The sequence below is a fragment of the Enterobacter cloacae complex sp. 342H5 genome (assembly GCF_050030905.1).
GTDB classification, from domain to species: Bacteria; Pseudomonadota; Gammaproteobacteria; order Enterobacterales; family Enterobacteriaceae; genus Enterobacter; species Enterobacter intestinihominis.
Map to the genome: position 1 here is coordinate 4,095,824 of NZ_JBLGVB010000001.1, position 11,932 is coordinate 4,107,755.

General features: G+C 51.6%; 5 protein-coding genes, 2 tRNA genes and 3 rRNA genes. 4 read left to right on the forward strand and 6 right to left on the reverse strand.

Translation table 11 applies throughout. The features are described 5' to 3' along the window. The first annotated feature begins 48 nt into the window (after nucleotides 1-48). Nucleotides 49-2,133 (forward strand): putative bifunctional diguanylate cyclase/phosphodiesterase, encoded by a 2,085-nt coding sequence (locus ACQG03_RS19525; RefSeq protein ID WP_426726145.1) that lies wholly within the window; start codon nucleotides 49-51, stop codon nucleotides 2,131-2,133. On the opposite strand, the gene envR is transcribed toward ACQG03_RS19525, so the two are convergent. Then, the gene (gene envR, locus ACQG03_RS19530; RefSeq protein ID WP_022649574.1) at nucleotides 2,128-2,775 is read right to left on the reverse strand and encodes an acrEF/envCD operon transcriptional regulator; all 648 of its coding nucleotides are present in this window, start codon (nucleotides 2,773-2,775) and stop codon (nucleotides 2,128-2,130) included. The two genes, ACQG03_RS19525 and envR, sit on opposite strands and share 6 nt — an antisense overlap. Nucleotides 2,776-3,171: 396 nt before the next feature. Here envR and ACQG03_RS19535 point away from each other — a divergent pair, with 396 nt between their 5' ends. The 3 genes from ACQG03_RS19535 to ACQG03_RS19545 all read left to right on the forward strand — a co-directional run bounded on the left by ACQG03_RS19535 (nucleotide 3,172) and on the right by ACQG03_RS19545 (nucleotide 7,905). After that, complete coding sequence (locus tag ACQG03_RS19535) at nucleotides 3,172-4,311, forward strand: efflux RND transporter periplasmic adaptor subunit (RefSeq protein WP_022649575.1); 1,140 nt, start codon at nucleotides 3,172-3,174, stop codon at nucleotides 4,309-4,311. 11 nt (nucleotides 4,312-4,322) lie between these two features. After that, complete coding sequence (locus ACQG03_RS19540; RefSeq protein ID WP_022649576.1) at nucleotides 4,323-7,436, forward strand: efflux RND transporter permease subunit; 3,114 nt, start codon at nucleotides 4,323-4,325, stop codon at nucleotides 7,434-7,436. Nucleotides 7,437-7,683: 247 nt separating this feature from the next. Further along, a complete protein-coding gene (locus ACQG03_RS19545; RefSeq protein WP_003860364.1) occupies nucleotides 7,684-7,905 on the forward strand; it encodes a lipoprotein in 222 nt (73 codons plus the stop codon). A gap of 346 nt (nucleotides 7,906-8,251) precedes the next feature. Here the strand turns inward: ACQG03_RS19545 and rrf (ACQG03_RS19550) are convergent. The 5 genes from rrf (ACQG03_RS19550) to ACQG03_RS19570 all read right to left on the reverse strand — a co-directional run bounded on the left by rrf (ACQG03_RS19550) (nucleotide 8,252) and on the right by ACQG03_RS19570 (nucleotide 11,851). After that, a 5S ribosomal RNA gene (gene rrf, locus ACQG03_RS19550) occupies nucleotides 8,252-8,367 on the reverse strand. Between the two features lie 43 nt (nucleotides 8,368-8,410). Beyond that, nucleotides 8,411-8,486, reverse strand: a tRNA-Thr gene (locus ACQG03_RS19555). 14 nt (nucleotides 8,487-8,500) lie between these two features. Next, a 5S ribosomal RNA gene (gene rrf, locus ACQG03_RS19560) occupies nucleotides 8,501-8,616 on the reverse strand. A 71-nt stretch (nucleotides 8,617-8,687) separates the two neighbouring features. After that, nucleotides 8,688-11,593: ribosomal RNA gene (locus tag ACQG03_RS19565) — 23S ribosomal RNA — on the reverse strand. A gap of 182 nt (nucleotides 11,594-11,775) precedes the next feature. Next, nucleotides 11,776-11,851 (reverse strand) — tRNA-Glu (locus ACQG03_RS19570). Nucleotides 11,852-11,932 lie beyond the last annotated feature (81 nt).

Below are 11,932 nucleotides of genomic sequence, written 5' to 3' on the forward strand. Positions count from 1 at the left end.
CCCTTTCCAACCGCTCTTGCTTAACGTCTCACAACGAGTGAACAGACCATGCTGGTTAGCCAATACAACCAAATCCTCGTCGTCATCTCCTTTATTGTCGCCATTCTTGCCGCCTATACCGCGCTGAATATGGCTGCGCGCGTTGCCGGAAGCCAGGACGTCGCTGCACGCGTCTGGCTGGCAGGTGGCGGTGTTTCGATGGGGATTGGCGTGTGGGCGATGCATTTCATCGGTATGCTGGCGATGGATCTTTCCATGAGCATGAGTTACAACGCGACCCTGACCGTGCTTTCGATGATTATCGCCATCAGCTCGTCAATGTTCGCCCTGTGGCTCGTTAGCGGCGAGCAGCTACATTTGCGCCGACTGCTGCCTGGCGCCGTCGTGATGGGTACAGGCATAGTTGCCATGCACTACACCGGTATGGCTGCCCTGGAGGTCACACCGGGTATTGTCTGGGATAAAACGTGGATGGCTATCTCTGTGGGCATAGCCCTTGCCGCTTCACTGGCCGCTCTTTGGCTGACGTTCCGTTTACGTCAGGAAGCTGCACGAATGGCGTTGATGCGTCTGGGGACGGCGGTCACCATGGGCATCGCTATCGCTGGCATGCATTACGCCGGCATGGAAGCAGCACAATTTCCGATATCGACGATGGTCCACCATCATGGTCTTAACGGGAGCTGGCTGGCGATACTGGTTAGCGTGGTCGCGCTCGCTATTCTGGGGATTACGCTGCTGGTATCGATGTTCGATGCCCGCCTTCAGGCTCGTACCTCGCTGCTGGCCTCATCCCTGGCAGAAGCTAACCGTGAACTCGCACAGCTGGCGTTGCATGATACGCTGACGCGCTTACCCAATCGTATTCTGCTTGAGGATCGCCTCGATCAGGCCATCAGCAAGGCCGATCGCGAAGGAAGCCCTTTCGCGCTGATGTTTATGGATCTTGATGGCTTTAAAACCGTCAACGATGCCTATGGTCATGATGTCGGTGACAAGCTTCTGGTTGCGGTGACTCAGCGTTTGCTGTTGCAGTTGAAAGGTCAGTACACGCTGGCGCGTATCGGTGGGGATGAATTCGTCCTGCTGGCCGAAACCACTACCCCGGATGATGCTGCCTCACTGGCAAATTCACTGGTACGCGTCATTGATAGCCCGTTCCATCTCGATCCTTACGAACTGATGGTCACCCTGAGCATTGGCATTGCGCTCTATCCACACGATGGCAAAACCGATCGTGAACTGATGTTTAACGCTGATGCTGCGATGTACCACACGAAACATATGGGTCGCAACGGTTATCACTTCTTTCAGCCGTCAATGAATACGCTGGCGCAGACGCATCTACAGCTGATGAATGATCTGTGGCAGGCCATCGACCGTGATGAGTTACGCCTGCTTTATCAACCTAAATTCCATGCCCCTGCCGGGCCGGTCATCGGATTCGAAGCGCTGTTACGCTGGCAGCATCCCAAACAGGGATTACTGCCCCCCGACCTGTTTCTACCGCTTGCAGAGAAAACCGGGCTGATTATTCCAATTGGAAACTGGGTAATCGACGAGGCCTGCCGCCAGCTGCGAGAATGGCACCTTCAGGGCCACACGGACTGGTCAATGGCGGTGAATCTTTCTACGTTGCAGTTCGAACAGCCGTCGCTGGTTAAAACGGTTCTCGATTGTCTGACGCGCCATAGCGTACCGCCCGGCATGTTGATCCTGGAGGTGACCGAAACCACGGCGATGAGCAATCCGGACGAAAGCGTTCGTGTCCTGACAGCGCTGACGGATGCGGGCGTAAAAGCCTCGATAGACGATTTTGGTACAGGTTATTCAAGCCTTCTTTATCTTAAGCGACTCCCTGCCTGCGAGTTGAAAATCGATCGTGCTTTTGTAAAAGAGTTAAGTGGAGAGAGTGAAGATGCGACGATCGTCTCGGCGATTATCGCCCTGGCAAAAACGCTGAATCTGAAGGTCGTGGCAGAAGGGGTCGAAACCGCAGCGCAGCAGACCTTTCTGACAGAACTGGGATGCAATACGCTACAGGGTTATCTGCTGGGCAAACCGATTACCGCGCAGGCTATTATGGAACAGTGCCAGCACGGGGAGATGTCACCATCCCGTATGCAATCATGAGGCTGTATCGTAGAACACTGGCGCCACTCGAGTGATATTTAGTGTCGCAAGAATATTATCCACCAGCGCCGGCGCCTGTTTGTACAGATTAAAACTGTTGCTATCCATTAACCAGTTTTTAATGACTCCGCTAAAAAATGCGTGGAAAACAATCAGCGCCAGTTCAATATTAGTTTGGGAAGAAATAATGCTACGCGCAACGCATTGTCTCAACGTCCTGCGAAGATAAGTATCGTTTAAACCGATCCGCTTGCGTATTTCACATTCTGAAATCACATCGTCATGAAATTCACACTTATGATACAGAATTTGTAAAAGAGCATACTGACGTGGCTCGCTCGCAATATATTGCAGCGCGACAATAAACTGTTCACGAAGCATTAACAAAGGGTCATCTTTTTCAGAAAGTATTAACCTGTCACGAATCATTTCACGCAGCGGCAATTGCTGTTCCCAGATGGCGTTAAATATTTCCGCTTTACTCGAAAAATGCCAGTAAACCGCCCCGCGAGTAAGTTGAGCAGCATCGGCGATGTCGGTAAGCGTGGTATTAGCCACGCCACGTGTCGCGAATAGCCCGATAGCGGCTTCAATCAGCTGCTGCCGGGTCTTTTGAGCCTCTTCTTTCTTTTTACGCGCCATAGCCTGCTACTCATTACTTATACGGTTGATACGACATCAAACGTTATTAAAGGGTCGTGTAAGTCAAAGTATTCACCATAACCCGTTTTAGTTTTGCACAAAAAAAGTCAATTCATTTAATTTATAATTCATACGAATAAATTGAGCGAATCAAATTCATTAAATAAATAGTTTGTATTTACTCATAAGTATTCCGTTGATTATCCTGACAGAAGCCGGATTTCGAATACACTGGTTCAGAATCTGATTTTGCTTTTTATTGCCTCCATCAGCACTTATAAATTAAAAAACCTTGAATACCCTCATTATTATACGCAGCTACATTTCTTTTTTTGCCTCACACCCTTTCACCGACTTATGGCATATATCGGTTCAAGGGTAGTTTAAGGAACAGTAATGACGAATCACTTCAGACGCTTACCCTTATCCGGTTTCATTGTCTGTGCTGCACTGCTCGCCGGGTGCGATGGGCAAGAAAACCCACAGCAGCATGGGCAAGCTCCTCAGGTCAGTGTTCATATTGTCAAAAGCGCGCCACTGGCCGTAACGACGGAATTGCCAGGCAGAACTGACGCTTATCGTGTAGCGGAGGTTCGTCCCCAGGTAAGTGGTATCATTCTGCACCGTAATTTTACCGAAGGCAGCGACGTCAAAGCGGGTGAATCACTTTATCAGATCGATCCGGCCACCTATCAGGCAGCCTACGACAATGCGAAAGGTGAACTGGTAAAAGCGCAGGCTGCGGCAAACATAGCCCATCTGACGGTAAAACGTTACCTTCCGCTGGTCGGTACGCAATATGTGAGCAAGCAGGAGTATGATCAGGCGGTGGCAACCGCCCAGCAGGCGGATGCAAGCGTCGTTGCCGCGAAAGCTGGCGTTGAAAGCGCGCGGATCAATCTTGCTTATACGAAAGTCACATCGCCAATCAACGGGCGCATTGGCAAATCCAGCGTCACTGAAGGGGCGTTAGTCACTAATGGTCAGTCAACCGCACTGGCGACAGTTCAGCAGCTCGATCCCATTTATGTCGATGTAACGCAATCCAGCAGCGATTTTATGCGTCTAAAGCAGCAGACGAGCCTGCAAAAGGGAGACACCAGCAGCGTTGAGTTGCTGATGGAAAATGGCCAGCCTTATCCGCTGAAAGGAACGCTCCAGTTCTCTGATGTCACGGTAGATGAAAGTACCGGCTCAATCACCCTTCGCGCTCTCTTCCCTAACCCTCAGCATATGCTGTTACCGGGTATGTTTGTCCGTGCACGCATTGACGAAGGCACACAGCCTGATGCCATCCTTGTTCCCCAGCAGGGGGTAACCCGTACACCTCGCGGTGATGCAACCGTGCTTGTGGTAAACGATAAAAACCAGGTGGAATCTCGCACTGTCGTTGCACCGCAGGCGATTGGCGATCGGTGGTTGATCACGGAAGGTCTGAAAAATGGCGACCGCGTCATTATCAGCGGCCTGCAAAAAGTTCGCCCTGGCGTCACCGCCGTGGCTATTCCTGATACCGCCGCGACTCCAGCCAGTTAAGGGATAACGAGATGGCTAATTTCTTTATTCAACGGCCTGTTTTCGCCTGGGTGCTCTCCATCATTCTGATGATTGCGGGCGGGCTGGCCATTTTAAAACTGCCGGTGGCGCAATATCCAACCATTGCGCCGCCAGCAGTTGCGGTGACAGCGACCTACCCTGGCGCTGATGCCCAGACGGTCCAGGATACCGTGACGCAGGTTATCGAACAGAACATGAACGGAATCGACAATCTGATGTACATGTCGTCCACCAGTGATTCTGCCGGTAACGTCACCATCACCCTGACGTTCGAGTCGGGTACGGATCCTGACATCGCGCAGGTGCAGGTTCAGAACAAACTCCAGCTCGCTATGCCGCTGCTACCGCAAGAAGTACAGCAACAGGGGATCGGCGTGGAAAAATCCAGCAGCAGCTTCCTGCTGGTCGCGGGATTTGTGTCGGATAATAAAAACCTCACTCAGGATGATATCTCCGACTATGTCGCTTCTAACGTAAAAGATGCGATCAGCCGTACTTCCGGCGTCGGTGATGTGCAGCTGTTCGGTGCGCAGTATGCAATGCGCATCTGGCTTGACAGCAACGCGATGAATAAATATCAGCTCACGCCGTTGGATGTCATTAACCAACTGAAAACGCAGAACGACCAGATTGCTGCGGGCCAGTTGGGAGGAACGCCGTCCGTACCAGGGCAGCAACTGAACGCCTCAATTATTGCTCAAACGCGCCTGAAATCGCCGGAGGAGTTTGGCCGTGTGACGCTGAAGGTGAACCAGGACGGTTCAATGGTCCACCTGAAAGATGTGGCCCGCATTGAGCTGGGTGGCGAAAACTACAACATGGTCACCAAAATCAATGGCCAGGCAGCAACGGGGCTCGGGATCAAGCTGGCGACTGGCGCAAACGCGCTGGATACCGCTGCCGCCATTAAGAGTAAACTGGCGCAGTTGCAGCCCTTCTTCCCTCAGGGCCTGAAAGTCGTTTATCCGTACGACACCACACCTTTCGTGAAGATCTCAATCCATGAAGTGGTGAAGACGCTGTTTGAAGCGATCGTTCTCGTGTTCCTGGTGATGTACTTGTTCCTGCAAAACCTGCGGGCAACCCTTATTCCGACTATTGCCGTGCCCGTGGTGCTACTGGGTACCTTTGCGGTACTGGCTGCGTTTGGTTTCTCCATTAACACCCTGACGATGTTCGGGATGGTATTGGCGATAGGTTTGCTCGTCGATGATGCCATCGTGGTGGTTGAGAACGTAGAACGCGTCATGGTTGAGGACAAGCTGCCGCCAAAAGAGGCGACCCAGAAGTCGATGGAGCAAATCCAGGGCGCTCTGGTGGGCATTGCCATGGTGCTTTCAGCGGTGTTTATTCCGATGGCATTTTTTGGAGGTTCAACCGGGGCTATCTATCGCCAGTTCTCGCTGACCATTGTCTCCGCGATGGCCTTATCGGTGCTGGTGGCGTTGATATTAACGCCTGCTTTATGTGCAACGCTGCTCAAACCGGTTTCCAGCGACCATCATGAAAAGAAAGGTGGATTCTTCGGCTGGTTTAACGCGCTTTTTGATAAGAGCGTGGAGCACTACAGCAACAGCGTGAGCGGCATTTTACGTAAGACCGGACGCTATCTGCTGGTTTACGTCATCATCGTCGGCGGCATGGCAGTACTGTTCCTGCGCCTGCCTTCCTCCTTCCTGCCGGAAGAGGATCAGGGGGTGTTTATGACGATGGTTCAGCTGCCGGCAGGGGCGACGCAGATGCGTACCCAGCAGGTACTCGATCAGGTTCAGGACTATTATCTGACGAAAGAGAAAGCGAACGTTGAATCGGTCTTTACCGTAAACGGATTTAGCTTTAGCGGGCAGGGGCAGAACTCCGGTATCGCTTTCGTCAGCCTGAAGCCATGGGAAGAACGCCCGGGCAAGGAAAACGGCGTTGAGGCGATTGTCAGCCGCGCAACGAAAGCGTTTAGCCAGATCAAAGATGGTCTTGTATTTCCGTTTAACCTCCCTGCCATTATTGAACTGGGTACCGCAACAGGCTTTGACTTTGAACTGATTGACCAGGCAAACCTGGGACATACGCAGCTCACGCAGGCACGTAACCAACTGCTTGGCATGGTAAGGGAACATCCTGACTTACTGGTCCGCGTGCGTCCTAACGGACTGGAAGATACGCCACAGTACAAACTGGATGTCGACCAGGAGAAGGCCCAGGCGCTGGGTGTGAGCATATCTGATGTCAATCAGACCATCTCAACAGCATTGGGTGGCACTTATGTGAACGACTTTATCGATCATGGACGCGTGAAAAAAGTTTATGTCCAGGCTGATGCTCGCTTCCGTATGTTACCAGGAGATATTAACGACCTGTATGTGCGTAGTGCTAACGGCGAAATGGTGCCTTTCTCTGCCTTTAGTAGCTCTCACTGGGTGTACGGCTCACCTCGTCTGGAACGTTACAATGGGATGCCATCAATGGAGATCCTCGGTGAGTCTGCGCCAGGCAAAAGTACCGGTGAGGCAATGGAGATGATGGAAAGCCTTGCGTCGAAACTGCCTTCCGGAATTGGCTACGACTGGACGGGGATGTCTTATCAGGAACGTCTTTCCGGAAATCAGGCTCCAGCACTGTATGCCATTTCACTGATTGTGGTGTTCCTGTGTCTGGCGGCTCTCTATGAAAGCTGGTCAATTCCATTCTCGGTCATGCTGGTTGTGCCCCTGGGGGTGATCGGCGCGCTTCTGGCTGCATCAATACGTGGACTGAACAATGACGTTTACTTCCAGGTTGGTCTGCTTACGACAATTGGTTTATCAGCCAAAAACGCCATACTGATCGTTGAGTTCGCCAAGGATCTTATGGATAAAGAAGGCAAAGGGATTATTGAAGCCACGCTGGAAGCCTCACGTATGCGTCTGCGCCCTATCCTGATGACCTCTCTGGCATTTATTCTTGGTGTTATGCCTCTGGTCATCAGTAGTGGCGCAGGTAGTGGGGCACAAAACGCTGTCGGGACGGGCGTGATGGGCGGGATGCTGTCAGCCACTCTGCTGGCCATTTTCTTTGTTCCTGTTTTCTTCGTTGTTGTCCGGAGACGGTTTACAAAGCATAAGGATTAATGAAAATCATAAAGGCACCTCTGGTGCCTTTTTTATTTCCTGTCAGCATTCTAATAAAAAGACATCTCTTCACATTTCCTACATAAATAATCAACGCCCCTCTTTTTTCTCCATGATTTTTACAATCCACACAATTTGAGATTATTCCCCGTGCTGTATGGTATTAGTGCGGTGGTAAAATAATCATCAATTCGTAAATTGCCGCATCGGCTCTTAAGCGAATAAGCGATCATATTGAGGTAACATCATGAAAAGATTCCTTTCCGTTGCACTTCTCGCTGCGCTGCTTGCTGGTTGCGCGCACGACTCTCCCTGTGTACCGGTATACGACGATCAGGGGCGACTGGTTCACACCAATACCTGTATGAAGGGGACTACCCAGGATAACTGGGAAACAGCAGGTGCGATTGCCGGTGGCGCCGCAGCAATAGCTGGCCTGACTCTCGGTATTGTCGCCCTGACTAAATAATACTTTTAAAAGCGCGGCCATCGCCGCGCTTTTATTTTATCTAATCAAAGGGATGTATATTTCCCCTCTCAGATATCATCAGATAATTTTTAGATTCAGTATCCTGTTTTTTTATAGCCCTATTTCCTTACCTATACAACCTCAGTCTGAATCACTGAATTGATTTAACGCTGCTGCGAGTAAGCATTATGCATTCCGTGAATTCATTTATAGCTGGGTTAAGACGCTTTAATACGTCAGTAAGGTATTAACGGCACTCGTTGGAATATCTGATAAGGAAATTGGTTTAGCTGAGGGCATAACGCAAAAAGGCCATCCTTTCGGATGGCCTTTCTACTTGTTTGATGTCTGGCAGTTCCCTACTCTCACATGGGGAGACCCCACACTACCATCGGCGCTACGGCGTTTCACTTCTGAGTTCGGCATGGGGTCAGGTGGGACCACCGCGCTAAAGCCGCCAGACAAATTCTTTTACTTCTTGCCGAACTTTAACCTAAGTATAAAGTGGTGCTGATACCCAGAGTCGAACTGGGGACCTCACCCTTACCAAGGGTGCGCTCTACCAACTGAGCCATATCAGCACGCTAAATTTGATGCCTGGCAGTTCCCTACTCTCACATGGGGAGACCCCACACTACCATCGGCGCTACGGCGTTTCACTTCTGAGTTCGGCATGGGGTCAGGTGGGACCACCGCGCTAAAGCCGCCAGGCAAATTCTGTTAATCTGTATCAGGCTGAAATTTGATTGTCTGTCTCTTCGCCGAAACAGCTTCGGCGTTGTAAGGTTAAGCCTCACGGTTCATTAGTATCGGTTAGCTCAACGCATCGCTGCGCTTACACACCCGACCTATCAACGTCGTAGTCTTCAACGTTCCTTCAGGAGACTTAAAGTCTCAGGGAGAACTCATCTCGGGGCAAGTTTCGTGCTTAGATGCTTTCAGCACTTATCTCTTCCGCATTTAGCTACCGGGCAGTGCCATTGGCATGACAACCCGAACACCAGTGATGCGTCCACTCCGGTCCTCTCGTACTAGGAGCAGCCCCCCTCAATTCTCCAGCGCCCACGGCAGATAGGGACCGAACTGTCTCACGACGTTCTAAACCCAGCTCGCGTACCACTTTAAATGGCGAACAGCCATACCCTTGGGACCTACTTCAGCCCCAGGATGTGATGAGCCGACATCGAGGTGCCAAACACCGCCGTCGATATGAACTCTTGGGCGGTATCAGCCTGTTATCCCCGGAGTACCTTTTATCCGTTGAGCGATGGCCCTTCCATTCAGAACCACCGGATCACTATGACCTGCTTTCGCACCTGCTCGCGCCGTCACGCTCGCAGTCAAGCTGGCTTATGCCATTGCACTAACCTCCTGATGTCCGACCAGGATTAGCCAACCTTCGTGCTCCTCCGTTACTCTTTGGGAGGAGACCGCCCCAGTCAAACTACCCACCAGACACTGTCCGCAACCCGGATTACGGGTCTACGTTAGAACACCAGCCATTAAAGGGTGGTATTTCAAGGTTGGCTCCACGCAGACTGGCGTCCACGCTTCAAAGCCTCCCACCTATCCTACACATCAAGGACCAGTGTTCAGTGTCAAGCTATAGTAAAGGTTCACGGGGTCTTTCCGTCTTGCCGCGGGTACACTGCATCTTCACAGCGAGTTCAATTTCACTGAGTCTCGGGTGGAGACAGCCTGGCCATCATTACGCCATTCGTGCAGGTCGGAACTTACCCGACAAGGAATTTCGCTACCTTAGGACCGTTATAGTTACGGCCGCCGTTTACCGGGGCTTCGATCAAGAGCTTCGCGTTGCCGCTAACCCCATCAATTAACCTTCCGGCACCGGGCAGGCGTCACACCGTATACGTCCACTTTCGTGTTTGCACAGTGCTGTGTTTTTAATAAACAGTTGCAGCCAGCTGGTATCTTCGACTGATTTCAGCTCCGCCCGCAGGGGCTTCACCTACATATCAGCGTGCCTTCTCCCGAAGTTACGGCACCATTTTGCCTAGTTCCTTCACCCGAGTTCTCTCAAGCGCCTTGGTATTCTCTACCTGACCACCTGTGTCGGTTTGGGGTACGATTTCGTGTTACCTGATGCTTAGAGGCTTTTCCTGGAAGCAGGGCATTTATCACTTCAGCACCGTAGTGCCTCGTCATCACACCTCAGCGTTAACAAGGTACCGGATTTACCTGGAACCTCCGCCTACATGCTTAAACCGGGACAACCGTCGCCCGGCTGACATAGCCTTCTCCGTCCCCCCTTCGCAGTAACACCAAGTACAGGAATATTAACCTGTTTCCCATCGACTACGCCTTTCGGCCTCGCCTTAGGGGTCGACTCACCCTGCCCCGATTAACGTTGGACAGGAACCCTTGGTCTTCCGGCGAGCGGGCTTTTCACCCGCTTTATCGTTACTTATGTCAGCATTCGCACTTCTGATACCTCCAGCACCCCTCACAGGACACCTTCAACGGCTTACAGAACGCTCCCCTACCCAACAACGCATAAGCGTCGCTGCCGCAGCTTCGGTGCATGGTTTAGCCCCGTTACATCTTCCGCGCAGGCCGACTCGACCAGTGAGCTATTACGCTTTCTTTAAATGATGGCTGCTTCTAAGCCAACATCCTGGCTGTCTGTGCCTTCCCACATCGTTTCCCACTTAACCATGACTTTGGGACCTTAGCTGGCGGTCTGGGTTGTTTCCCTCTTCACGACGGACGTTAGCACCCGCCGTGTGTCTCCCGTGATAACATTCTTCGGTATTCGTAGTTTGCATCGGGTTGGTAAGCCGGGATGGCCCCCTAGCCGAAACAGTGCTCTACCCCCGAAGATGAGTTCACGAGGCGCTACCTAAATAGCTTTCGGGGAGAACCAGCTATCTCCCGGTTTGATTGGCCTTTCACCCCCAGCCACAGGTCATCCGCTAATTTTTCAACATTAGTCGGTTCGGTCCTCCAGTTAGTGTTACCCAACCTTCAACCTGCCCATGGCTAGATCACCGGGTTTCGGGTCTATACCCTGCAACTTAACGCCCAGTTAAGACTCGGTTTCCCTTCGGCTCCCCTATACGGTTAACCTTGCTACAGAATATAAGTCGCTGACCCATTATACAAAAGGTACGCAGTCACCCCATAAAGAGGCTCCCACTGCTTGTACGTACACGGTTTCAGGTTCTTTTTCACTCCCCTCGCCGGGGTTCTTTTCGCCTTTCCCTCACGGTACTGGTTCACTATCGGTCAGTCAGGAGTATTTAGCCTTGGAGGATGGTCCCCCCATATTCAGACAGGATACCACGTGTCCCGCCCTACTCTTCGAGTTCACAGCATGTGTGCTTTCGTGTACGGGACTATCACCCTGTACCGTCGGACTTTCCAGACCGTTCCACTAACACACAAGCTGATTCAGACTCCGGGCTGCTCCCCGTTCGCTCGCCGCTACTGGGGGAATCTCGGTTGATTTCTTTTCCTCGGGGTACTTAGATGTTTCAGTTCCCCCGGTTCGCCTCGTTAACCTATGTATTCAGTTAACGATAGTGCAACGGATTGCACTGGGTTTCCCCATTCGGACATCGCCGGGTCAAAGGTTCATATCACCTCGCCGGCGCTTTTCGCAGATTAGCACGTCCTTCATCGCCTCTGACTGCCAGGGCATCCACCGTGTACGCTTAGTCGCTTAACCTCACAACCCGAAGATGTTTCACTTCTGATTGCGAAAATTTGAGAGACTCGAACACACATGAGCTGTGTGTCGTTTCAATTTTCAGCTTGATCCAGATTTTTAAAGAGCAAATATCTCAAACATGACTCGCAAGTCAGTTTTGAGATATGACGGCAGGTGACTTTCACTCACGAACCAGCAAGTGGCGTCCCCTAGGGGATTCGAACCCCTGTTACCGCCGTGAAAGGGCGGTGTCCTGGGCCTCTAGACGAAGGGGACGTACAGTCTCAATCGCAAGACGCCTTGCTATTTACTTTTCATCAGACAATCTGTGTGAGCACTACAAAGGCAGGTTCTTTA

Coding starts and splice junctions, on each gene's coding strand:
- ACQG03_RS19525 (WP_426726145.1), top strand. CDS start 49: ATGCTGGTTAGCCAATACAACCAAATCCTCGTCGTCATCTCCTTTATT.
- envR (WP_022649574.1), bottom strand. CDS start 2,775: ATGGCGCGTAAAAAGAAAGAAGAGGCTCAAAAGACCCGGCAGCAGCTG.
- ACQG03_RS19535 (WP_022649575.1), top strand. CDS start 3,172: ATGACGAATCACTTCAGACGCTTACCCTTATCCGGTTTCATTGTCTGT.
- ACQG03_RS19540 (WP_022649576.1), top strand. CDS start 4,323: ATGGCTAATTTCTTTATTCAACGGCCTGTTTTCGCCTGGGTGCTCTCC.
- ACQG03_RS19545 (WP_003860364.1), top strand. CDS start 7,684: ATGAAAAGATTCCTTTCCGTTGCACTTCTCGCTGCGCTGCTTGCTGGT.